The sequence below is a fragment of the Hymenobacter monticola genome (assembly GCF_022811645.1).
GTDB classification, from domain to species: domain Bacteria; phylum Bacteroidota; class Bacteroidia; order Cytophagales; family Hymenobacteraceae; genus Hymenobacter; species Hymenobacter monticola.
The window spans coordinates 2,550,358-2,573,569 of the sequence record NZ_CP094534.1 but is presented as its reverse complement, the minus strand read 5'-3'; the positions used below and the strand labels follow the sequence as shown (position 1 = coordinate 2,573,569).

Annotated in this window: 22 protein-coding genes; 2 read left to right on the top strand and 20 right to left on the bottom strand. The window is 63.7% G+C overall.

All coding sequences use genetic code 11. The features are described 5' to 3' along the window. Nucleotides 1–6: 6 nt before the first annotated feature. Nucleotides 7–384, top strand: a complete 378-nt coding sequence (locus tag MTP16_RS10735; protein ID WP_243519566.1) for a VOC family protein — start codon at nucleotides 7–9, stop codon at nucleotides 382–384. A gap of 65 nt (nucleotides 385–449) precedes the next feature. On the opposite strand, the gene MTP16_RS10730 is transcribed toward MTP16_RS10735, so the two are convergent. From MTP16_RS10730 to kdpC, 4 genes are all read right to left on the bottom strand, one after another. Continuing rightward, nucleotides 450–2,249, bottom strand: a complete 1,800-nt coding sequence (locus MTP16_RS10730) for a HAMP domain-containing sensor histidine kinase (protein ID WP_243519564.1) — start codon at nucleotides 2,247–2,249, stop codon at nucleotides 450–452. Between the two features lie 237 nt (nucleotides 2,250–2,486). Next, entirely contained in the window at nucleotides 2,487–3,647 is a 1,161-nt protein-coding gene (locus MTP16_RS10725) for a sensor protein KdpD (protein WP_243519562.1), read from the bottom strand. Nucleotides 3,648–3,801: 154 nt separating this feature from the next. Then, nucleotides 3,802–4,911, bottom strand: a complete 1,110-nt coding sequence (locus MTP16_RS10720) for a porin (RefSeq protein ID WP_243519560.1) — start codon at nucleotides 4,909–4,911, stop codon at nucleotides 3,802–3,804. Nucleotides 4,912–5,036: 125 nt separating this feature from the next. Continuing rightward, nucleotides 5,037–5,597 carry a potassium-transporting ATPase subunit KdpC gene (kdpC, locus tag MTP16_RS10715; protein WP_243519558.1) on the bottom strand — a complete coding sequence of 187 codons (561 nt, stop codon included), beginning with the start codon at nucleotides 5,595–5,597 and terminating at the stop codon, nucleotides 5,037–5,039. A 28-nt stretch (nucleotides 5,598–5,625) separates the two neighbouring features. Here kdpC and MTP16_RS10710 point away from each other — a divergent pair, with 28 nt between their 5' ends. After that, nucleotides 5,626–6,258 carry a hypothetical protein gene (locus MTP16_RS10710; RefSeq protein WP_243519557.1) on the top strand — a complete coding sequence of 211 codons (633 nt, stop codon included), beginning with the start codon at nucleotides 5,626–5,628 and terminating at the stop codon, nucleotides 6,256–6,258. On the opposite strand, the gene kdpB is transcribed toward MTP16_RS10710, so the two are convergent. The 16 genes from kdpB to MTP16_RS10635 all read right to left on the bottom strand — a co-directional run bounded on the left by kdpB (nucleotide 6,183) and on the right by MTP16_RS10635 (nucleotide 23,060). Then, nucleotides 6,183–8,228, bottom strand: a complete 2,046-nt coding sequence (kdpB, locus tag MTP16_RS10705) for a potassium-transporting ATPase subunit KdpB (protein WP_243519555.1) — start codon at nucleotides 8,226–8,228, stop codon at nucleotides 6,183–6,185. The genes MTP16_RS10710 and kdpB overlap by 76 nt on opposite strands. Before the next feature lie 131 nt (nucleotides 8,229–8,359). After that, nucleotides 8,360–10,060 (bottom strand): potassium-transporting ATPase subunit KdpA, encoded by a 1,701-nt coding sequence (kdpA, locus tag MTP16_RS10700; RefSeq protein ID WP_243519553.1) that lies wholly within the window; start codon nucleotides 10,058–10,060, stop codon nucleotides 8,360–8,362. 47 nt (nucleotides 10,061–10,107) lie between these two features. Further along, nucleotides 10,108–10,185, bottom strand: coding sequence for a K(+)-transporting ATPase subunit F (gene kdpF, locus MTP16_RS26090; RefSeq protein WP_380286268.1), 78 nt, complete (start codon nucleotides 10,183–10,185; stop codon nucleotides 10,108–10,110). Between the two features lie 321 nt (nucleotides 10,186–10,506). After that, complete coding sequence (locus MTP16_RS10695) at nucleotides 10,507–11,859, bottom strand: sigma-54-dependent transcriptional regulator (RefSeq protein ID WP_243519551.1); 1,353 nt, start codon at nucleotides 11,857–11,859, stop codon at nucleotides 10,507–10,509. 146 nt (nucleotides 11,860–12,005) lie between these two features. Then, nucleotides 12,006–12,380: a cupin domain-containing protein gene (locus MTP16_RS10690; protein ID WP_243519549.1), complete on the bottom strand. Its 375-nt coding sequence runs from the start codon at nucleotides 12,378–12,380 to the stop codon at nucleotides 12,006–12,008. A 22-nt stretch (nucleotides 12,381–12,402) separates the two neighbouring features. Then, complete coding sequence (locus MTP16_RS10685; protein WP_243519547.1) at nucleotides 12,403–13,005, bottom strand: hypothetical protein; 603 nt, start codon at nucleotides 13,003–13,005, stop codon at nucleotides 12,403–12,405. A gap of 62 nt (nucleotides 13,006–13,067) precedes the next feature. Further along, nucleotides 13,068–14,258, bottom strand: a complete 1,191-nt coding sequence (locus MTP16_RS10680; protein ID WP_317244104.1) for an MFS transporter — start codon at nucleotides 14,256–14,258, stop codon at nucleotides 13,068–13,070. Nucleotides 14,259–14,386: 128 nt separating this feature from the next. Further along, complete coding sequence (locus MTP16_RS10675) at nucleotides 14,387–14,677, bottom strand: hypothetical protein (protein ID WP_243519545.1); 291 nt, start codon at nucleotides 14,675–14,677, stop codon at nucleotides 14,387–14,389. 91 nt (nucleotides 14,678–14,768) lie between these two features. Further along, nucleotides 14,769–15,761, bottom strand: a complete 993-nt coding sequence (locus MTP16_RS10670; protein WP_243519543.1) for a DUF4249 domain-containing protein — start codon at nucleotides 15,759–15,761, stop codon at nucleotides 14,769–14,771. Nucleotides 15,762–15,785: 24 nt separating this feature from the next. Beyond that, nucleotides 15,786–18,146: a TonB-dependent receptor gene (locus tag MTP16_RS10665; RefSeq protein ID WP_243519541.1), complete on the bottom strand. Its 2,361-nt coding sequence runs from the start codon at nucleotides 18,144–18,146 to the stop codon at nucleotides 15,786–15,788. A gap of 217 nt (nucleotides 18,147–18,363) precedes the next feature. After that, on the bottom strand, nucleotides 18,364–19,056 hold the full coding sequence (locus MTP16_RS10660) for an OmpH family outer membrane protein (RefSeq protein WP_243519539.1): 693 nt from the start codon (nucleotides 19,054–19,056) through the stop codon (nucleotides 18,364–18,366). Nucleotides 19,057–19,103: 47 nt separating this feature from the next. Then, the gene (locus MTP16_RS10655) at nucleotides 19,104–19,661 is read right to left on the bottom strand and encodes a GNAT family N-acetyltransferase (RefSeq protein ID WP_243519537.1); all 558 of its coding nucleotides are present in this window, start codon (nucleotides 19,659–19,661) and stop codon (nucleotides 19,104–19,106) included. 8 nt (nucleotides 19,662–19,669) lie between these two features. Next, nucleotides 19,670–20,635, bottom strand: coding sequence for a succinylglutamate desuccinylase/aspartoacylase family protein (locus tag MTP16_RS10650; RefSeq protein ID WP_243519536.1), 966 nt, complete (start codon nucleotides 20,633–20,635; stop codon nucleotides 19,670–19,672). Between the two features lie 226 nt (nucleotides 20,636–20,861). Beyond that, nucleotides 20,862–21,815, bottom strand: coding sequence for a 30S ribosomal protein S6--L-glutamate ligase (rimK, locus tag MTP16_RS10645; protein ID WP_243519534.1), 954 nt, complete (start codon nucleotides 21,813–21,815; stop codon nucleotides 20,862–20,864). Nucleotides 21,816–22,035: 220 nt separating this feature from the next. Beyond that, complete coding sequence (locus tag MTP16_RS10640) at nucleotides 22,036–22,518, bottom strand: ATP-dependent zinc protease family protein (protein ID WP_243519532.1); 483 nt, start codon at nucleotides 22,516–22,518, stop codon at nucleotides 22,036–22,038. Nucleotides 22,519–22,754: 236 nt separating this feature from the next. Continuing rightward, nucleotides 22,755–23,060, bottom strand: coding sequence for a 2TM domain-containing protein (locus tag MTP16_RS10635; protein ID WP_243519530.1), 306 nt, complete (start codon nucleotides 23,058–23,060; stop codon nucleotides 22,755–22,757). Between the last annotated feature and the right edge of the window lie 152 nt (nucleotides 23,061–23,212).

Here is a 23,212-nt window from a genome sequence, read left to right as displayed (position 1 = left end):
TTTTTTATGGACTTCAAACTGGAACTCATCCCGGTGCCGGTGGCCGACATCGACCGCGCCAAGCAATTCTACACCGCGCAAGTCGGCTTCCGGCTCGACCATGACGTGCGGCCCGGCGCCACGGTGCGCGTGGTGCAGCTCACACCGCCCGGCTCCGGCTGCTCCATCGTGCTGGCCGAAGGGCTATCGGGCCTGGCCATGCCGGCCGGCTCGCTGCGCGGCCTGCATTTGGTGGTGGCCGACATTGCCGCCGCCCGGGCTGAGTTGGCCAGCCGGGGCGTGGCTATGGGCGAAATTCAGGATATGGGCGGCATTAAGTTCTCCGCCTTCAAAGACCCCGACGGTAATACCTGGACCTTGCAGGAAATTCCGGGAAGGAAGTAGCGTGGACTCTGCGAGTCCGCGCCCGGGCGAACAATGCAGACAGGCGCGGACTCGCAGAGTCCACGCTACGCTCCCACCACTGGCAGCGTGAAGCTGAAGGTGCTGCCGCTGCCCAGCTCGCTTTCGACCCACAGTCGGCCGCCCTGCGTGGCGATGAACTCGCGGGCAATGCTCAGGCCTAGGCCGGAGCCGCCGCGGTAGCCGGTTTTGTCGGGCAGCTGGGCGAAGCGTTGGAAAATTTTGTCGTGGTGCTCGGGCGCGATGCCGGGGCCGTGGTCTTGCACGCTCACCCGCACAAAGGCGCCGGCCACCGCTACCCGCACCGTGAGGGCCGCCCCCACCGGCGAGTAGCGGATGGCGTTGGCCAGCAGGTTGATGAGTACCCAGGTTGTTTTCTCCACGTCGGCCCGCACCTCGGGCAGGCGCGTGGGCTGGTGAAATTCGAGGCGCAGCTGCTTGTCGTGTAGCTGGGGCTGCACGGTGGCGGTGGCGAAGCTCACCACGTCGGCTAGGTTGGTGGGCTGCACGTCGAGCTGAATGCCGGCGCCCGCGTCGAGGCGCGATACGTCAAGCAGCTCGGCCACCATGCGCTGCAGGCGCTGGGTTTCCTGGCGGATGTAGCCGGTGATGCGCTGGCGCTCGTCGGCGGGCAGGCGCTCGTCCTGCAGCAGCTTGGTGTTGAGGTTGATGCTGGAAAGCGGCGTTTTCAGCTCGTGGCTTACGGTGGCCAGGAAGTTCGACTTCACCTGGTCGAGCTTTTTGAAATCGGACACGTTGCGCAGCGTGAGAATGTGGCCCACAAACTCGGTCTTCTCCGTGGCTTCGTTGAAGGACACCAAGTCCTGCACCGCCAGCTGATAAAACGCCTCCTCGCCGCGCTGGCTGATGTGCAGCAGCGGCGCTTCGGCCACGGCGGCTTCGCGGTTGGGCGCGTCCAGCGGCCGGAGCATGGCCTGGAACAGGTCGTTTTCGAGGCGCACGGTGGCAGCGGGGCGGCCCAGCAGCTTTTCGGCCGGCAGGCCCAGCAGTTCGCACAGCACCGGGTTGGCCAGCAGAATGGTGCGGTTTTCATCCAGCAAGAGCAGGCCTTCGTCCAGGGTGTTCACGATGCTGGCGGCGCGGTTGCGCTCCGTAATGAGCTCGGCGGCGGTGGAAGTGCGGTACTCGCGCAGCTGGCCCAGCATGCGGTTGAAGGCGCGGGCCACCTGCCCGAATTCGTCGTGGCTTTCCTGCGGAATGCTGGCCGAAAAGTTGCGCTCGGTGGCGTGGTCCAAGGCGGCGGTGAGCTTGCGCAGGGGCTGCACGGCGGCTTCGGGCACGCTGGCCACCAGGGCCAGGCCCAGCAGCACGGCCAAGGTGGCAAACAGGAGCAGGTTGCGGTTGGCCTGGTCGGCGCGCTGGTTGGCGGCTTCGGTTTTGCGGTTCAGGGCGTCGGTATTCAGCGCCATCATCTGGTAGGTAAGGCCGCCCAACTCATACGGCTCGGCCTCGATGCCTAGCGGGCTGGTCTGTCCGGCCGCCACCGCCCGCCGGGCCTGCTGCTGGTGCTGCCGCAGCTGCTGGGTGAGGCGGCGCAGGTCGTCCACCACCTGCTGCTCGCCGGGCTCGGTCACGTTGCGGGCTTCCTCGGCCAGCGCCGCCGCGAAGGCGGCAGTGCCGGCGGTGTCGGCCAGCGGCTGCCGCGCCAGCTGGTCGAGGCTTCGGAGCATGCGTTGGCCCAGCTCTATAGAGTATAGGTTGGCCTTGAGCACATCGCGCGAGCTGCGGTCGAGTTGCCGCAGGGAGTAGTACGCATAGCCCCCGATGCTGAGCACCAGCAGCAGCATGGCCAGGAAGCCGGTGGTGATTTTGGTTTTGAGGTTCATGAGATTAAGTTCTCGTTCTGACGGGGCGCCTCACCCCCGGCCCCCTCTCCCAAAGGAGAGGGGGAGCCGAGGCGGCGCAGGTTGTGTGGTGTGAACTCTATGAGTCCGCATGTGGACGATTTAATTAAGAATATTTGGTCATTCTATGCAAAGCGCGGACATGTGAAACTCACACTAAATACTACCAGGCTCCCCCTCTCCTTTGGGAGAGGGGGAGGGGGTGAAGCGCCAGAACAATCAATACGTCACCAGATACACATCCAAGTCTGACCCATCATCCGCTACAGCGCGGAGCAAATCCGCCGTCACGCCGCGCCGGCTCAGCTGCTCCCACAACCCTTTTTCACGGGTGATGCCGCAGACCAGCAGGGTGGCGTTTTTCTCCTGCGCCACCCGCCGGATGGCGCCCACCACGTCGTCGTCCTTCACCCGCAGAATCTGGGCGCCCAGCTCGGTGGCCAGCTGCAGGTTATTGAGCAGGTGGCGCTGGGTGGCCAGGCCGATGCGGTCGGCGGTTTCGCGGCCGGTTTGCACGTAGAGCACGTACCAGGCGGCAGCCGAAAACCGGTCGGCCAGCCGCGAGGTTTTGCGGATGATTTCCTTGGCCGCGGCGTCATTGGAATTGATGCAGGCCAGCAGGCGGTCGTCGTTGCGGCGCGGCGCGGCCACGGCGGGCGCGCCGCCGGCTTCGGATTCCACCTGCCGGCTCAGCAGCTGGGCCACTTCGCGCACCGCCAGCCGCCGCAGCTGCAGCAGGTTTTCGGCCTGGAAAAAGTTGGCCAGCGCGGTAGGCACCTTGGCCGGGTCGTAGATTTTGCCCTCTTCCAGGCGGGCGCGCAGCTCGCCCACGGTCAGGTCCACGTTCACCACCTCGTCGGCCTGCTTAAGCAGCTGGTCGGGGATGCGCTCGGTCACGTCGGTGCCGGTGATGCGCAGCACCTGGTCGTGCAGGCTTTCGAGGTGCTGCACGTTCACGGCCGTAATCACCGAAATGCCCTGGGCCACGAGGTATTCTACATCCTGCCAGCGCTTTTCGTGACGCGAGCCGGGCACGTTGGAGTGGGCCAGCTCATCCACTACCACTACCTGCGGGCGGCGCTGCACGATGCCTTCCAGGTCCATTTCCTCCAGCGCCCGGCCTTTGTAAAACAGCTGCTTGCGCGGCAGCAGCGGCAGGTCCCGTAGCTCGGCCACAGTGCCGGGGCGGCCGTGCGTCTCGATGTAGCCGAGCAGCACGTCCACGCCGTGTTGGCGCAGCTCTTGGGCTTCCTGCAGCAGGCGAAAGGTTTTGCCCACGCCGGCCGCCAGCCCCAGATACACCTTGAGCGTGCCGCGCCGCTTGGCCTGCACCAGGCGCAGGAACCGCTCGGCGGATTGGTCGCGGGGGTCGGGCTGCATGGGGTTCTGACGTTCAACCCCACCCCCGGCCCCTCCCCTCTGGGGGAGGGGAGCCAAGTAAAGAATTGAATACTGAATAATGAGTGAAGGGTAATTGACGGATGATATTCAGCCCCCTCCCCCAGAGGGGAGGGGCAGGGGGTGGGGTTGAACCTTAAAACGACAGCGCCAGGCTCGTCGTCACGTTGCCGTAGCTGCGGTTGTCGGCGTTGTCGGCGCGGGCGAATACGCCCCGCATCCCGTTCAGATACCGCCCTTCCACCCGAAACACCACGTTGCTGGCTGGTGAATAATCGAGGTTGAGTGAGCCGCCGGCCACGCGAAAATTCTGGTCCAGCGCCCGCGGCATGATGCTGCGGATGATGACGCCCCGCTCGGCGTAGTAGTACTCGCCGCGCAGCGTGGTTGAGAGCTTGTCAGCCAGCTGCTGCTTGATAAAAACTGCTCCGGTGTGCCAGGTGTCGTACTTCTCCCGGCCGAGGCCGCGCTGCTTGCCCACATCGAACACCAGCGCCAGATTGGTGCGCTCCGAAGCGGCGTAGGTAATGTAGAAATTGTGGAAATAGCGCCGCCGAATGAGCGAGTCCTGCGGCTGCTCGTTGCCATAAAACGTGCTGCTGTTGATGAGCACCTTATCCGACGGCTTCCACTGAATCTGGGTGCCGAGGGCTTTGGCCTGGTTGGTTTCGCGGATATTCTGCCAGCCGTTGAGCACCAGCCCGGTCAGCGTCAGCTTCGGCCCAACTTCGTAGGTGAAGCGCGCCCCGCTTTCGTAATAAGGCGAGTTTTCGGCCATAATGGAGCGCGTCAGTGTCCAGTTATCCTTCGAAATGGCCGACTCAAACCCGATGTGCGAGCCAAAAACACCCATGTCCAGCCAGGCTTTGGCGAAGGGCCGGAAGCCCGCGGAAGCTTCGTACACATGCCGGAGCACGGGGTCCTCGGCCGCGTAGTTGGCGCTCACATAAGTGCCCGCGTGCAGGCCCAGCGCGCCACGCACCCGGCCATCGTCGTAGCGCAAGCCGATGAGGGCCTGGTTGATGGTGAACTCGTTCTGACGACCGTGCGAGTAGAGGAAGAACTGCCGCTCGTTGCCGTTGGCATGGTCGATGTCGTAACCGTAGTAGGCATCCACGAAGCCGTAGGTGCTGAGCGGGCCGGGCGCTGGAGCCGCCGAAGCAGGCGCGGCGGGGGGCGGCACGGCCAAAGCCGGGTCGGTGGTGGGCGTGGTTTGGGCCAGGGTGGCGCTCGTGCTTAAGGCCACAAGCGCAGGAATTAGCAAGTTTTTCATTGAGGGTTGGCCGGCGCCGAGCGCGGCCAAAAGGGTAAGAAAAAAGTTACGTCCGCCACTGGGGCACAGTCACTATATCGCTGGGTCAACCTCGGCCATTACTTGCCCGCCAGCGCATCCAGCGCCAGGTTCAGCCGGAGCACGTTCACGCGGTCGGGGCCGATGGGGTTGGCTTCGAGGTGCTGCCGAACCAATGCCTCCACACGGGCCGCATCCAGCTTACGGGCGCGGGCCACGCGGGGCACCTGCACCAGCGCCCCGGCCGGCGACAGGTGCGGGTCGAGGCCCGAGCCGCTGGCGGTGATGAGTTCGGCGGGCACGTCGGCGGCACGCACACCGGGGTTTTCGAGCAGGAAGGTGTCGAGGCGCGCTTTCACCGCGGCCAGGTACTCGGGGTTGCTCGGGCCTTTGTTCGAGCCGGCACTAGCGTCGGCGTGGTAGTCGACGGCCGAGGGGCGGGAGTTGAAGTACTCGGGCCGGTCAAACTTCTGGCCCACATTGGTGAAGCCCACCACACGGCCGTTTTTCATGATTTGTTCGCCCTCGCCGCGGCCCGGCGCAAGCTGCGCGGCGGCGGTAATGAGGGCCGGGTACAGGCCGCAGCACAGCACCAGCATAACTAAGGTGAGGCGAAGGGCGGGAAGGAATTGGGTTTTCATGGGGTTGCTACAGATGTAATTTTGATTTATGCTCGAAGCCCCGATTTCAAATAATCAAGTAGTTACCGTCATGGTAGCGCAAACCACTTTTGCGGTTCTCACAATACTTGGGAAGTATTACCGCGTCGATTATTTGGAGAAAGCAGAAGCACGTCTTAGGCCAGGTATGCGAGGGGAGTTTGTCAGTTACTCACAGCATCCATTGCTTCTGAAATACAATAGCCGCAGTGCTACTGTGTATATCAATTCAAAGCCGCAAGACCCGGAGGGACTCTTTCTCAAGATTCAAGCGCGAATTCATGCCGGCTTTCAGGGGTGGCGTGATTGGCGTTGCGTGTTATTTGGAAGAGGGGAAGGCAGCGAAAATCTGCTCCGCAAAAACCTGACTGATGGGTCGGGAATGTTATTGGAAGATGCCCCTGTGACAATTGCAAAAGATGTCATCGCGACTTGCACGGAGTATGGAGCGTCAACTTATAGTATTGGCGGCCTCAGTGAGGACATACCAGTTACACCATCCTTCCACCTGCTGCTTATCGGCGAGGGCTACGTCATTGCGCGGGACTTTTGCTTTACCGAAGTCTTTTACAAAAACATCCCCACCACCAAGTCCAAAATCTTAATCCCAATAAAGGGCACCACCACCCCGCCCAGGCCATAAATCAGCAGGTTGCGGCGCAGCAGGGCCGAGGCGCCGACGGGCTTGTAGGCCACGCCTTTCAACGCCAGCGGCACCAGGGCCGGGATGATGAGGGCGTTGAAAATGACGGCCGAGAGGATGGCCGACTGCGGCGACTTCAGGCCCATCACGTTCAGCGCGCCCAGGGCCGGAATCGCCACCATAAACAGCGCCGGCACAATGGCGAAGTACTTGGCCACGTCGTTCGCAATCGAAAACGTCGTCAAAGTGCCGCGCGTCATCAGCAGCTGCTTGCCGATTTCGACTACTTCGATGAGTTTGGTGGGGTCGTTGTCGAGGTCCACCATGTTGCCGGCTTCTTTGGCGGCCTGGGTACCCGAGTTCATGGCCACCCCCACATCGGCCTGGGCCAGAGCGGGCGCGTCGTTGGTGCCGTCGCCCATCATGGCCACCAGCTTGCCCTGCTGCTGCTCGGCCCGGATGTACTGCATCTTGTCCTCCGGCTTGGCTTCGGCAATGAAGTCGTCGACGCCGGCTTTTTCGGCGATGAATTTGGCCGTGAGCGGGTTGTCGCCGGTCACCATCACCGTCTTGATGCCCATGTTGCGCAGCCGCGCAAACCGCTCCTGAATGCCGGGCTTGATGATGTCCTGCAGCTCCACCACGCCCAGCACCCGGTCGTTTTCGCTCAGCACCAGCGGAGTGCCGCCGTTTTTGGCCACGGTTTGCACCCGCTCGGCCACCTCGTTGGGGTAGGCTTGGCCGGCGGCTTCGGCCAGGCGGCGCATGGCGTCGGCTGCGCCCTTGCGCAGGCGGGTGCCGCTGGCCAGCGTCACGCCGCTGCTCCGGGTTTCGGCCGTGAACTTGATGAGCTCGGCCCCGGCCAGTTGGCTTTGCAGCTGCTGCGGGTCCACCTTGTTGTCGCGGGCCAGCTCCACAATGCTCTTGCCTTCGGGCGTTTCATCGGTGAGCGAGCTGAGGGTGGCGGCCTCAATAAACGCCGGCATGGCCACGCCCGGCGCGGGCCAGAAGTGCGTGGCCTTGCGGTTGCCGATGGTGATGGTGCCGGTTTTGTCGAGCAGCAGCACGTCCACGTCGCCGGCCGTTTCCACGGCTTTGCCGCTCTTGGTGATGACGTTGGCCCGCAGCGCCCGGTCCATGCCCGCGATGCCGATGGCCGAGAGCAGCCCGCCGATGGTGGTCGGAATCAAACACACAAACAGGGCAATGAACGAGGCCACCGCAATGGGCGTCTTCGAGTATTCGGCAAAAGGCTGCAAGGTCACGCACACAATCACGAACACAAGCGTGAAGCCCGCCAGCAGGATGGTGAGGGCAATTTCGTTGGGTGTTTTCTGACGCGAAGCACCTTCTACCAGCGCAATCATCTTGTCGAGAAACGACTCGCCGGGGGCCGTGGTCACCTGCACCACAATACGGTCGGAGAGCACCTTCGTGCCCCCAGTCACCGACGACTTATCGCCGCCGGCTTCGCGAATCACGGGCGCGGACTCGCCGGTAATGGCCGACTCGTCAATCGTGGCCAGCCCTTCGATAATCTCGCCGTCGGTGGGAATAATCTCCCCGGCTTCGACCACGAAAATCTGCCCTTTTTGTAACCGGGCCGAGCTGACCTGTTGCATCTGCCCATTGTCGAGGCGCACGTTGGCGGGTGTGTCCTGCCGGGTTTTGCGGAGCGAATCGGCCTGGGCCTTGCCGCGGGCCTCGGCAATGGCCTCGGCGAAGTTGGCAAACAGCAAGGTCAGAAACAGCACCACAAATACGGTAAAATTGTAGCCGAAGCTGCCCTGCGCCGCATCGGGGTTAAAGAGCAGGCCGAGGGTGACGAAAAACATGACCACCGTGCCGATTTCCACGGTGAACATCACCGGGTTGCGAAACATGGTGCGCGGGTCGAGCTTGACGAAGGCCTGGCCGACGGCCTCACGGACCAGCGCGGGTTGAAAGAGGGATTGAGATGGAGTTGCCATGGAAAGTGTCAGCGAAAAGGCCGTAGCGGTGTAGCGTGGACTCTGCGAGTCCGCGTTTTCAAGCGCTGGTCAGGTATTGTTGGGGTGTCGTTCGGGCGGGCGCGGACTCGCAGAGTCCACGCTACGGCAGCTTAGTACAGCGTGAAATGCTCGGCCAGCGGGCCCAGGGCCAACGCGGGGAAGAAGGCCAGCGCCGCGATAATCCAAATCACGAAGAAGACCATCACGCCGAAGGTGGCCGTGTCGACGCGCAGGGTGCCGGCGCTTTCGGGAATATACTTCTTGCGGGCCAGCAGCCCCGCAATGGCCACCGGACCGATGATGGGCAGGTAGCGGGCCAGCAGCATCACCACGCCGGTCGAGATGTTCCACCAGGGCGTGTTGTCGCCCAGGCCCTCGAAGCCGGAGCCGTTGTTGGCGGCCGAGGAGGTGAATTCATACAGCATCTCCGAGAAGCCGTGGTAGCCGGGGTTGGCCAACCAGCCGACGTATTCGGTGGGGTTGCCAGCGTAGAGGTGGGCCGACAGGGCCGTGCCGGCCAGAATCAGCAGCGGGTGCAGCAGGGCCACGATGATGGCAATTTTCATCTCCCGCGCCTCAATCTTCTTGCCCAGCAACTCCGGCGTGCGCCCCACCATCAGCCCCGAGATAAACACGGCGATGATGACGAACACGAAGAAGTTGAGAAAGCCCACGCCCACCCCGCCGTAGAAGGCGTTGGTCATCATGCCCAGCAGCTCGGCCATGCCCGAGATGGGCATGTGCGAGTCGTGCATGGAGTTCACTGAGCCGCAGGAAATGACGGTATTGGTGATGCCCCAGTAGGCCGAGGCCGCCGCGCCGAAGCGCACCTCCTTGCCTTCCATCGCGCCCAGGCGCTGGTCGGCGCCCATCTGCGCGATGGCGGGGTTGCCGTGCATTTCATAGTACACCGTGGGCGCCAGCAGCATGAGAAAGCCCACCGTCATCACCCCCATCACCATGTAGGAGAGCTTGGGCCGCTTCAGGTAGTAGCCGAAGGCAAACACCATCGCCAGCGGAATAAGCACCAGCGCAAAATTCTCGACGGCATTAGTCAGGTAGGTGGGGTTTTCGAGCGGGTGGGCCGAATTGGCCCCGAAAAATCCCCCGCCGTTGGTGCCCAGTTCTTTGATGGCAATCATGGCCGCCGCCGGCCCCCGGCTTACGCTCACCGAGTCGCCCTGCACCGTCACGAGGCTGGCCTTGCCGCCCCAGTTCATGGGCGTGCCCTGGAACACCAGCACCAACGCCACCACCGTGGCAACGGGCAGCAGCACGCGGGTGATGCTCTTCACGAAGTAGTTGTAGAAGTTGCCCAGCTTCTCCGTAGTGCCCTCTTTCAGGGCATTGAACACCACCACGCAGGCCGCCATGCCGGTAGCCGCCGTCACAAATTGCAGGAACGTAATGGCAAACAGCTGCGAGAAGTACGTCGCGCCCGACTCGCCCGAGTAGTGCTGCAAATTGCAGTTCACCAAAAAAGAAATGGCCGTGTTGAAGGCCTGGTCGGGCGTCATGCTCGGGTTGTGGTCGGGGTTGAGCGGCAGGCTGCCTTGCAGGCAAAACACCGCCATCGCCCACAGGAACCAGGCCAGGTTGATGGTGAGTAGCGCCATCAGGTGCTGCTGCCAGGTCATGCCCCGGTTGGCGTCGATGCCAGCAGCCCGAAACAGCAGCCGCTCCAGCGGCGCCAGGAAATCGGTCCAGCTCTTATCGCCCCGGTACACGGTGGCCAGGTAGCGGCCCAGCGGCAGCGCCAGCAGCATGGTGCTGCCGAAGATGACGAGGAGGCCGAGAAGTTCTTTGTTCATGATTAAGTGTATTGAGGGCATCGTAGGGGCCGTGTCAGTCCCTTACATCAGAATTTCTCCGGTTTCAGCAGCACGTAGCACAGGTAGCCGAATGTGGCCAGGGAGAGGAAAAGCAGAGTGAGCATCATGGCAAAGCGGGGTTAGAGGTGGTCGAAAAAATCGACCGATTTGTAGAAGAGCCAGAAGCCGGCCAGGCCAGCGGCAGTGAGCAGCGGAATCATCAGGAGCGGGTGCATCAGCGGGTACTTTGTGAGGTTGCCCGAATCCCATTACCAATCCGGGCCCAACTGCGCTACCATGCGCCCAAAAATCCTTTACCGCACTGATAATCAGATCTAAATTTTCACATCTCCTAAATCTAATTCCGACCCAAACGCAGAAAACCGGGTCATTCTGACCCGGTGCGACGGTCAGAATAACCCGGTTTGAGCAGGTGGAAAGCGGCGCTACAAGCCGTATTCCTGAATCTTGCGGTAGAGCGTTTTGGTGCCGATGCCGAGCTGGCGGGCGGCCTCCATCTTGTTGCCGCCGGTGTCGAGCAGCACCTGCCGAATCTGGCGCTGCTCCAGCGTGCGCAGGCTGCGGTCGGTGGCCTCGTCGAGGCCGGGCGCGGGCGGCAGGTGGTGGAACTCGGGCGGCAGGTCGTCCACGGTCAACGTGTCGCCGTCGGCGAGGATGGCGGCGCGTTCGAGCACGTTCTTCAGCTCGCGCACGTTGCCGCGCCAGTCGTGGCACACGAGCTGCTCCAGGGCCTCGGGCTCCAGGCCGCGCAGGCGGCGGCGCAGCTTGGCGGCGAAGAACTGCAGGAAGTAATTGGCCAGCTCGGGCACGTCGGCTCGGCGCTCGTTCAGGCCCGGCACGGGGACGATGAATACGGCCAGGCGGTAGTAGAGGTCGGGACGAAAATTACCGGCGTCGGCCTCCTCGCGCAGGTTGCGGTTGGTGGCGGCCACGATGCGCACGTCCACACTGGTGGGCCGGGTGTCGCCGAGCTTGGTGAACTGCTGCGTCTCCAGCACCCGCAGGAACTTGGCCTGCACGTTCAGTTCTAGTTCGCCAATCTCATCCAGGAAAATGGTGCCGCCGCTGGCTTCTTCCAACAAGCCTTTCTTATCGGCCAGCGCCCCCGTGAAGGCCCCTTTGCGGTAGCCAAACAACTCCGATTCCAGCAAATCTTTCGGAAAGGCCGAGCAGTTCACGGCCACAAAGGGCTTGCTGCGCCGCGCGCTGGCTTGGTGAATGGCCTGGGCGAACAGCTCCTTGCCCGCGCCGGTGGGGCCCTCTAGCAGCACGGTGCTGTCGGTGGGGGCGGCGCGCTGGGCCAGGCGCTTGGCCTGCTCTAGGGCCGGCGCGTGGCCAATCATCGAATCGAAGCTGTACTGGGCGCCCACTTTCTTCTCCAAATCGGCTACGCGGCGCTGCAAGCGGGCTTTTTCGGCGGCGCGCTCCACCACTACCACCAGCTGGTCGTCGGCATCGCCCTTGGTGAGGTAGTCGAAGGCGCCTTCCTTCATGGCGCGCACGCCGTCGGCTATGGTGCCGTAGGCCGTCAGCAGCACCACTTCGGCCAAGGGGGCGAGGGTTTTGTAGCGGGGCAGCAGGTCGAGGCCGCGGCCGTCGGGCAGCTTCACGTCGCTCAGCACCACGAGGATTTCGGCGGCGTGCTGGCGTAGCAGGTCGAGGCCGCGCATGGCATCAGGGGCCTGATGCACGGTGTAGCCTTCCAGCTCCAGGGTGCGGGCCACGGCCTGGCGCAGCATGGCTTCGTCGTCGATGAGCAGCAGGGTGCCGGTGGGCATGGGCGAATTTGTTGGGTTTTGGCCCGTCAAAGCTACCGCCTGCCCGGATTTAGGAAAGGCCGAGTACCCCGAAGCTCCTGCTTCGGCCCGTTGAACGATTCAGACGCGAGCCGAAGCAGGAGCTTCGGGGTACTTGTTCGGTCGGCTTAGCCGCGGCGCAGGCCTAGGCGCTCTACGGTTTCGCCTTCAAAGTCGAACTCGATGAGAATGGCGGGCTCCTCCCCCACCACCCAGCCGTCGTGGCCGGGCGCGATGGCCACGGCCTGCGGGGCTACGAACTCTTCCACCACACCGTCGGGGTACTGAATATTGAACCGGCCGCTAGCCAGAAAGCCCACATGCGCGTGGGTGCAGAGTGGCGTGCCCACGATGTCCTTCAGGTTTTTCGACCAGCGAAAGCCCACCGGATACACAATGCGCTTCACGCGGGCGTTGCCGGTGGGCACGACATCAACCTGCACGCCGCCGACTTCGCGGCGCGTGGCGCCCTTCATGGGGCCGAGTAGTGAGGAATTTTCCATGCCCTAACCTACGCATTTTGCCTTATCTTTTCGCAGGCGCTACCACCACCATCGTGTTGCCGGGCAGCGGAATTTCGCGGGACGTCTCGAAAGTGCCGGCTTCGGGGGCGGTTTCTTCCACCTTGCGCTGCACGATGCGCAGGTGCCGGCCGTCCTCGTTCAGCACGGCTAAGTCCTGGCTAGTGCCCGTGGCAGCCTGGTAGCTGCGAAAGCCCATGAGCATGCCGGCCGGGAAGTTGGCGGCCTTGGCCTTGGCGGCGTCTACCACGTCGGGCTTGCCGGCGAATTTGCCCAGGTCGATGTCCTGCGACTTGCGGCCTTGCAGCAGCAGGTGGGCGCTGGTGCGCGGGTGGGCGGGGTCGTCGGGGTTGGGCGCGGGCTTGAAGGCGAAGGCCAGCTTGAGGGTTTCGGCATCCTTTAGCTGGGGCGCAGTGGCCGGCGCAGCTGTGGTAGCGGCGGCGGCGGGCGGTGCGGTGGCTGTGGCAGTAGCAGCATCGGCTTGGGCGGCGGGAGTTGCTGCGGTTTCGGGAGTGGCGGTGGGCGCCGAGGTAACGGGGGCCGTCTGGTTGCAGCCAGCCGCCAACAGCGAGAGGATGGCGCCCAAAAACAAGGTAGTGCGTTTCATAAAAAAGTATGCTTCGGCCAACCAATTGGCTCGGAAAGCAAGATTAAGCAAAAGCCCGCGCACTACCGCATTCTGGGGGCATCTGCCTGGCGCGTGGCCCACAAGCCCAGCAGCGGCCCTGGCGCCAGCACCCAGAACCAATAGCGCGCGTCCAGATGCGGGTGCAGCGCCGCAAACGCTTGCAAACTCACGATGGTGAGCGCAAACCCCAGGCAGGTAACCAGCGTCAGGGCCGTGCCCTTGGTGGCGGCCGGCGCCTGCTGCGCCACCAGCGTTGAAAACTGCGGCGAGTCGGCTACCACGGCCATACCCCACAAGCCCATCAGGGCGCCAAAGGCCCACAGGGGCAGCACCAGTAGCAGCGGGCTCAGCAGGCAGCAGGCACCCGAAGTGGCCAGCGCCAGCCGCGCCGTGCGGCGGCTGCCAATGCGTTGAGCCAGGTAACCGCCGGCCACGCAGGCCGGCGCCCCCACCGCAATGATGCCAAACGCCCAGCCCGGCCCCAGCGGGGCACTGCCGGGGTGCCGTTGTGCATACGCCGCCAGCCACAGCGGCACAAACGCCCAAAAAGTATACAGCTCCCACATGTGCCCGAAGTAGCCCAGCGCCGCCGCCCGAAACGGCTTGTTCCGCAACACCTGCCAGACCGCGCCGGGCTGCAGCCGACTGCCGGGGCGGCGAAAGGGGCCGTCGGGCACGCGCCACCACAGCAGCAGCCCACCCGCCAGGGCCAGGCCCGAGGTGCCCAGCACCACACCGCGCCAGGCCTCGCCCGCGGCCAGCAGCCGCAGCAGGTGCGGCAAGGCCGTACCCAGCACCAGCGCCCCTACCAAGTAGCCCAACGCGCGGCCCAGCCCGCCCTCCACGTAATCGGCGGCGATTTTCATGCCCACGGGGTAGATGCCGGCCAGAAAAAACCCCACTGCAAACCGTAGCCCCAGCAGCGACGCCGTGGTCTGGCCCGGCAGCAGCAGGCCGGCGTTGAACAGGCTGCCGGCAATGGCACACAGCAAAAACAGCTTAGAGGGCGACATGCGGTCGGCCAGCGCGAGCAGCGCAAAGACCAGCGTGCCCACGATGAATCCAAACTGCACCGCCGACACCACCGTGCTGAGCGGCGTGCCCGCCAGGTGGGCCTCGTGCAACAGGCTGGGCAGCACGGCATTTCCCGCAAACCAGAGCGAAGTGCAGGCGAATTGCGCGGCCACCACCAACGGCAGCACCCGGCTAGCCGGCGGAGGCGAAATTTTCAACTCGATGTAGTACAGGGTGGGAAGAGGACGCGAAGCTAACGCTCGGCACCGCTGCCCACCCTCACTACCGCCACGGGCAGCAAAAAGCCCCGCCGAAATGGGCGGGGCTTTGAGCAAAACGAACAGTGTTACCAGCGGCGGCCGTGGCCCCAGCCGCGGCCCCGGTAGCCGTAGGGCCGGGGAGCGACGTAAACCGGGCGCGGGGCGTAATACACCGGCCCGGGAGCATAGTACACGGGCGGGGGCGGCGGCACCGCGTACACCACCGGCGGCCGGGGCGGGTAGTAGCGGGGGCCGTAGTAGGCCCGGGGCGGCGGGTAGCCAATGCCGACATTGACCCGAACCTGGGCCTGCGCGGCCTGGCTGCTCAGCAGCAACAGGCACAGGCCAAAAGCGAGAAATAATGACTTGGTCCGCATAATACATGGTGCGCCGAAGCGCGCTAGTGAATGATGGAAGACAATTTACAGGCTTTAGACGAAAACAGCCGGGCAGGGTTTAATGGTTCGGTTAAGGTATTTGCACGCGATAGGTGGCATTGGTGGCGCCGCCAAACAGGCCGTAGCCCTGGCGCACGTTGCCGGCCAGCGGAGCCGGCTCGGCAAAGGGGTTGCCGTCAGCGTCGTAGTAGCGGCGGTTGGAGAGGTAAAAGTTGTAGGCATCGGCCGTGAGGCTGCTCACCGTGACCTCGACAAAGGCCGGCGGCGGGCAAGCGCCCGGCGAGTAGCAGCCCGTATTGTAGCGCACATCGGCATTGAGCGTGAGGCGCTCGCCGTCGTGGTTGGTATCGGCGTAGGGGTGGATGCCGAAGGCCCCGAGGTTGTATTGCTGCTGGGTATTCGACAGCTGAAACTGGTCGATGCTGATGCCGCTGTCGTCGTCCTCGTCGGTCTGCAGGTCGCCGTAGGGCAAGGGCTGGCCCTGCGCGTTGAGGACGCGGGCAAACACCAGGTAGTAATTATCGGCGCCGGCATCGTCGCGCACGGTCACGGTGAGGCGGCCCGTTGCGCTTCCGTAGTTGGTGGTCCCGCGCTTCTGAAAAGCGACGCTTTCAATGGTGGGCGCCGTGGGCAAGGTCTGGGTGCTTTCGACGGTTTCGAGGCCCGGCAGGGAGGCCCGCAGCGTGTAGGGCTGGCCCGGCTGAGGCCGGAAACCGAGCACCGGGCGGTAGTAGCCCGGGTCGTTGCGGTAGGTTGAAGAATAATTACTGCCCACGGGCCGGTAGCGCTCCACCACGCGGCCGGCGCCGTCGCGCAGCTCCACCGTGGCATTGGCCCGGCCCACGAGGCGGTCGTTGCTGAACACGTGCTGGCTGTTGCTCACGTAAAGCTGGCGCTGCTGAAACAACTCCAGAAACGACGAATCCTGCGGCGTGGGCGTGAGCACGTAGAACAACGACACCCGGGGCGTGTGCGGCGGCTCGGGCAGGTCGGCGCTGGTTTCGCAGCCGGCCAGCGCCGCGGCGGCTAGCAGCAGGGCCGCAAGGGCAGAGAGGTTTTTCATGGAAGGATGACAGCCGATGCTGCTTTAAAACCGGAACGTTTTGCTGAACGAGGGCAGAATGGGAAACAACGACACCTGGCGGTAGCTCAGCTGCTGGCTGCCTTCGGCGCGGCCCAAATAGATGAAATAAGGGTTTTTGCGGTTGTAGAGGTTGTACACGCTGAAGCTGTTCACGACTTCGCCCCAGCGCTTTTTCTTGGTGTGGCTCAGGTCGAGGTCGAGGCGGTGGTAGGCGGCCATGCGGTAGCTGTTGCGCGAGCCGTAATCGTCGTAGGTGTCGTAGGGGCCCAGCTGGTAGCGGCCCTGGGCCAGCGTCACGGCGTTGCCGGAGCCGTACACGAACGTGCCCGAGAGCGTGAGCGTGGGGCTGAACTCGTGAATGACCACCAACTTGAAATCGTGGCGCCGGTCGTACTTGTAGGGGTAAGTCTGCCCCTGGTTCAGGGCCGCAAACTGGCGCTTGCTCCACGACAGCGTGTAGCCTATCCAGCCGGTGGTTTTGCCGGTTTTCTTCTGCAAAAACAGCTCGGCGCCGTAGGCCCAGCCCCGGCCGCTGGTGATTTTAGATTCGTAGTTGTCGTCGGTGGTCCCGATGAAATCCGCGCCCTCGCGAAACTCAATCAGGTTCTGCATGGGCTTGTAGTAGCTTTCCACGCTGAACTCAAAGTCCTCGCCCTTGTAACGCACAGTGCGGGCCGCGCCCAGGCTGAACTGCTGCGCCTTCTGCGGCAACGTTTTGGCCGTGGCGGGCACCCACAAGTCGGTGGGCAGGCCAATGCTGCTGTTGGTGAGCAGGTGCACGTACTGCGTGGTGCGGGCGTAAGCGCCTTTTAGTGCCCAGTCTTCGGTGAGCAGAAAACGGGCGGCCAGGCGCGGCTCCAGGCTGGGGTACAGCTTTTTTTCTACCAGAAACGAGTTCAGGCGCAGGCCCACGTTCACCTTCAGGCGGTCGTTGAGCTTCACGTCGTCTTCGGCGTAGAGGCTGGCCTCGCTGGCCCCGATGCGGCGGCCCACGGCCTGGTTCTGGGTGGGGTCGGGATTGCCCTCGCTCTGCATAGCGCCGGGCCGGAACTGGTGCCGAATGGCCTGCCCACCAAAGCGAATGTAGTGGCTGGGGTTGGGCACATAGTCAAAATCGACCTTCGCGCTCACGTCCTGAATATTCGACAGGTAGCTCAGGCTATACTTCTCGTCGCGGGTCTGGCCGTTGTCCTGGTAATGGTTTTCCTGCGTCGAGCCCACATCGAACTGGTAGCGCGTGAAGGTGAGGTGGGCGTTCATGAACAGCCGGTCGTTCACCACGTGGTTCCAGCGCAGGGCGGCAATGCGGTTGCCCCAGCCCAGGGCGTTGCGCTGCTTGTAGGTGTCGCCGTTGTCGCGCTTGCTCTCGTCGTTGGCGTAAAACTCGTCGTAGCCCAGGTAGCCGCTCAGGTAGAGGCGGTCGCGGGCGCCGAGCTTCCAGTTCAGCTTGCCGTTGAGGTCGTAGAAATAGTAGCCGGCCACCAGCCCGTCGGCCTGGGCCATGATGAGCGGCCGGGCCAGAATGTCGATGTAGGTGCGCCGGGCCGAGAAGATGAACGAGGCCGTGTCCTTCTTGATGGGCCCTTCCAGCGTGAAGCGCGAGGCAATGAGGCCGATGGCGCCCTCGCCGTGCAGCTTCTGCATGTTGCCCTCCTTCATGGTGATGTCGACCACCGACGACAGCCGCCCGCCGTAGCGGGCCGGAAACCCGCCCTTAATCAGCTCCACGTTCTTAATAGCGTCGGCATTGAACACCGAGAAGAAGCCGAACAAGTGCGAGGCGTTGTAGATGGGCGTGCCATCGAGCAGCAGCAGGTTTTGGTCGGGCGAGCCGCCGCGCACGTAGAGGCCGCTGCTGCCCTCGCCGCCGGCCTGCACGCCGGGCAGCAGCTGCAGGGCCTTCAGCACATCGGTTTCGCCAAACAGCGCGGGCAGCAGCTTTATCTGGCTCACCGGAATGTTGATGGTGCCCATGCGGGTGCTTTCGGCCACTTTTTCTTCGCGGCTGCCCACCACCTCCACGCCCTCCAACTCAGCGGAGGCCGGCTTCAGCCGAAAATCGTGGGTGAAGCTGCGTTCCGCCTTCTCGGCCAGCCGCTGCCGCTCGTAGCCCAACGCCGACACCAGCAGCTTTACCGAGTCGGCACCGGCGGCCAGCGTGAGCGAGTAGAAGCCGAAGGTATTGGTGGTGGTGCCCTGGCCGCTGGCGGGGTGCACCACGGCCACGCCCGGCAGGCTTTCGCCGGTGGCGCCGTCGCGCACGTAGCCACTGATGGTGAATCGGTTGGTTTGCTGCGCGTGGGCGGTAGCGCCCGCTAGCAGCGCCGCGCTGCTCAGCGCGGCCAGGCGGAAAAATTGCTTCATGCAGAAGGAAAGGAGAGAAAAGCCAGCTCTAGCGGCCTAACGGCCGCCAAGCAGTTTTATTGGTGAGCAAATTTCGTCCAGCAGGGTTGCTTTAATCAGCAGAAAAATGAGCTTTTGATGAAAAAAAACCTGCTCGGCTGAAACCAAAGCATCTGTTAGTTAAGATGCTTTGGTTTCAGCCGAGCAGGTTCCCGCTGCCTGCCGGCGTTAAGCGGCCTCACTTCCGGCGGTATTCCGCGTTCAGGTAGGCCAGCACCGGGGCCGTAATGTCGAGGTCTTTCTGGCCGTAGGCGATGGTGCCGCTGGGGGCCGCAATGAGGATGAGCTTGTAGCCGTGGGCTTTGCCGTAGGCTTCCACCTTCTTGTTCACGCTTTCGAGCACGGTTTGGGTCAGCTTGGCTTCTTCTTCCTGGGCCTGCGCCTGGATGCGCTGCTGGGCTTGGCCCGACTCCTGCTGCTGGGCCTGCAGCTTCTGCTCGGTGGCGGCGCGCTGCTCGGCGGTCATGCCCTGGGCTTGCTTCTGGTAGTTTTCTACGGCGGTGCGGAAGTTGGCAATCAGCTTCTGGTTCTGGCTTTCCCAGCCGCGGGCCTTGGCCTCGAAGGACTTCCGCGCGTCTTTCATTCCTTGGTAGCCATCCAGCATCTTGCTCGACTCCACGTAGGCGATTTTGCCTTCGCTGCTGGCGGCGGTAGCCGCAGCGGGCGCGCTGGTTTCGGCTACGGGGGCGGCAGCTTCGGTGGTGGCAGCCGTGGTGTCGGCCGTGTTCAGCTCGGGCGAGGCCACTACGGCGGTGGATTTATCGGTGGCAATGGCCGGCGCCACCGGCTTTTGGTTGAAATGCAGAAAATAGAGCCCGGCCACCAGCAGGGCCAAAACAACGTTAATGGTTAGTTGAATGGGGTTTTTCATTGAAGAGCACAGATGAGGAAAAAACAAAAGTAAGTGGCCGGCGCAGCTTAGCCCGCGGCGGCCCAGTCGGCGGCTAGCAGGGCGTACTGGTATTCGTCGCACCACTCGCCCTTGTACCAGCCATTCTGCCGGAAGTGCCCCTCACGGCGCATCCCCACGCGCTCCATCAGCGCTACCGACGGCTGATTGCGCGGGTCGACCAAGGCCACCACGCGGTGCAGGGCCAGCTCCTCAAAGCAGAACTTCAACAATGCCTGCAACGCCTCAGAGGCATAGCCCTGCCCCTGCCAGCGCGGGGCCAGCGTGATGCCCACTTCCGCTATGCGTGGCTCGTGGGCCTGCAGGTGTAGGGCACAGTCGCCCAGAAGCTGGTCGTCGGCACTGCGGGCAATGGCAATTTGCACCCACTCCCCGGGTGCGGCCGGGATGGGGGCCGCCGCGTACTGCGCAATAAAGTCGCGGGCCTCCACCAGGCCGAACGGGTCGAACCCCTGGAAGCGGCACACCGCCGGGTCGGCGCGGTAGGCGGCAAAAATGGGCAGGTCGGTGGGCCGCAGGTGGCGCAGGCGCACCCGGCCGGCGTCAATCGAAAAAGGTATTTCCATGCCGAAAATTACTCCGGCACGGCAATGTGTAGCAGGGCATCGCCCTGGTTCACCACCGGCATGTGGTTGAGACCGATGACGTAGCCGCTCAGCGGCGACTCCAGCCGCACGGCCTGCTGCCCATACGGGTCGGCCACGGAACCGTAAATCTGGCCCTTTTCCACAAACTGGCCGTTCTCGACGTGCGCCCGGAAAAGCCCTGCGAAGCGCGCCCGCAGCCACGTATGCCGCCGGCACACGATGCTGGGCCGGGCCGGCGCGGGGGCCGCCGGGGCCATGCCCAGGTGGTGCATCACTCGCAAAGTGCCCGCCACGGCTTCCTCAATGCCGGGCTCGTCCAGCCGCAGGCTCTCCCCAGTTTCGTACACGATGACGCGCTTGCCCAGCCCGTGGGCTGCCTCCCGCAACGAGCCCGCCCGCAACGAAGCGTGCAGCGTGAACGGGGCCGCAAAAGCGGCCGCCAGGGCGTCCACTTCGGGGTCGACGCCCAGCAGGCCCCGCACCTGCGGGAAGTTGGCCCGCGCCGCGCCGCCGGTGTGAAAGTCGATGCCGTAGTCAATCAGTGGCATGATTTCGCGCATGAAGCGGTGGGCCACCCGCCCAGCCAGCGAGCCGCGCGGAAACCCCGGAAACGAGCGGTTCACGTCCTTGCCATCGGGCACTTCGCGGCTGAAATTCAGAAACCCGTAGATGTTGAGAATGGGAATGGCGATGACGCTGCCGCGCGTGGGCGTGAGCAGCTCGCGCCGCACCAGCCGCCGAATGGTTTCGATGCCGTTCACCTCGTCGCCGTGCATACCGCCCATGAGCAGCAGCGTGGGTCCCGGCTCCGTGGCCCGCAGCACGTGCACCGGTACGTCAATCACCGTGCCCGAGGGCAGCCGCGAAATCACCAGCCGCGTGAGCACCCGCTCGCCCGGCTGAATGGTGAGGTCGTTGAGGTACATCGGGGCGGGAGCGGGGGCGTCGGGCATGGGCAAGGCGAAGGAACGACAAACTCCCCTCCTTACCAAGGAGGGGATGTTCGAGCCGCAGGCTCGGACGGGGGTGGTTGTGGGCGTTGAACGATGGAAGTACTATTGCTGTGCCTGCCATTCAACGCCCACAACCACCAGCCGGCGCTTTGCGCCGGCATCCCCTCCTTGGCTTCGCCGACCTTCGGTTGGTAAGGAGGGGAGTTAAACCATACACTGCCCTCCCCTACTTCCCGGCCGGCACGTCCGACTGGGCATCAACGGCCTGCCCAGCCCCTTTTTTTGCCTTCGGCTTCGCCTTTTTCTTTGTGGCCAGCGTGGTCGAGTAGTCGATGATGCGGCCGGCAATGTCCTGTTTGGTGGCTTTCTCGATGCCTTCCAGCCCAGGCGAGGAATTGACTTCGAGCACCAGCGGGCCGCGCTTGCTTTGCAGCATGTCGACGCCCGCAATGCCCAGGCCCAGCGCTTTGGTGGCCAGCAGCGCCGCCGCTTTTTCGGCCCGCGAGAGCTTCACCAGCGTGCCCGAGCCGCCGCGGTGCAGGTTCGAGCGGAACTCGCCTTCCTTGCCCTGCCGCTTCATGGCGCCCACCACTTCGCCATCCACCACGAAGGCGCGCAGGTCGGCGCCCTTGCTTTCGGCAATGAATTCCTGCACAATGATGCGGGCCTTGAGGTTGTGAAAGGCTTCGATGACCGACTGCGCGGCCTTGGCCGACTCGGCCAGCACCACGCCCAGGCCCTGGGTGCCCTCCAGCAGCTTGATGATGACCGGCGCGCCGCCCACCTGCTCTATCATGGTGGGCACGTCTTCGGAAAAGTTGGTGAAGGCCGTTTTGGGCATGCCCACGCCGGCGCGGCTCAGAATCTGCATCGAGCGCAGCTTGTCGCGCGAGCGCACAATGGCCTGGCTGTCGATGGCCGTACGCACCTTCATCATCTCAAACTGCCGCACCACGGCCGTGCCGTAGAACGTGACCGAGGCGCCGATGCGCGGAATGATGGCATCGAAGCCCTCGAGCCGGGCGCCCTGGTAGATGATGCCGGGCTGGCCCTTTTCCAGCACAATGTTGCACTGCAGGTGGTCGATGACCACGGCTTCGTGGCCCTTGGCAGCCGCGGCCTCCACCAGCCGCTGGGTGGAGTAGGATTTCGGCTCACGCGAAAGAATGGCCAGTTTCATCGGGGGTGGATTGGGTGGAGGTGGTGAGGGGGTGGAGAAAGGGCGGGTGGGACGAGGTAAGGTGGCGGGTGGGAAATGCAAGAACGTCATGCAGAGCGCAGCGAAGCATCTCTACCTCAGAAGTAATTCCTGTCGATTGGGTTACTGTTACGGTAAAGATGCTTCGCTGCGCTCTGCATGACGTTCTTCTGCACAATGTTCTTCCGGCCGCAAAACTAACTCAGGGCCGGGCGCGGCGCGCGGCGGCATGGGCCAGGGATTTGTAGGAAAGGTTGCGCTTGGCCACGTCCACCACGAAGCGGCCCTGCCGCAACAGGCTGCGGCCCAGCAGCACGGGGTACTTCATATCGGAGCGGTCAGAGAGCGAAAATTCGGCCTCAAAATCTTCGCCGTAGAGCTGCACCACGGCCCGGATGACGTAGCGCTCCTGCACCTCGCCGTTGGAAGACCGAATGTCGCGCAGCGCAAAATCGGAGAAAGCCAGCGGCCGGCCGTTGGCGTCGTCGTGCTCGGGGTCGAGCAGGCGCACAAGCAGCACGGGTCGCTGCGCGGCGTCGGTTTCGATGTGAATATCGGTGCAGTGGATGGCGCTGGTGTAGGCGCCGGTGTCCACCTTGGCCTCGATGCCGCCGAGGGCAAAGGCGGGAAAATCGACCAGTTCGCGGCGGCCGAGCAGGCGCTTGGGAGAGCGAGGGCGGTTCATGGCGGTGAAGATAGGCCGCGGCGGCTAGCCCAGCGTAGCCGCAAGGCTTCCCCTGCTGATGCAGGCGAAAAGGCAATTGAAAGAAAGCCGGCCCCAATGGGAGGGCTTTCATCTCGGTTATTAAGCACTTCTGCCAAGACAGACGTCCTTAAAAGTGAGTTGAAAGCCCTTCCGTTGGGGCCAGACCGGTTTACTTATTTGCAGAAGAGAGGTACAATTATCAGGCAGCAAACCGCTTAGCGGTACTTATCCAGTGGGTCAACCGCGCCCTGCTCGCGCACCAGCCGTTCGTATTCGCGCTGGGTGCGGTGCTCACGGCTCAGGCCACCGTAGGCCGCCAGTCCGCTCATCAGCACCCCGAAGCCCCAGAAGGCGGTGCTCCAGATGGGCCAGGGAATTTCGCCGGAATGGTAGCGGTCGGTGAGGGCCCAAATCACCCAGAGCAAGGCATTCACCCACAGGTAGGTGACCAGGTGCGATTGAAACTTAGCCCGGGCTTTCGCTTTTTGCCACAGGTAGGGGTCGCGTTGCAGGGGTTCCATGAGCTTGGGGGTTGAGGTTGGTTGGAATTGATGATGAAAGGTACATTTTGGGCCCCGGGGCGCGTCATTTCCCGTTGCCGAAGCGTCGCAAGCGGCTGCTCAGGCATCAATTGACGCGGCCGAAGCGTAGGCCATGAATCGTGGTCCAGCGT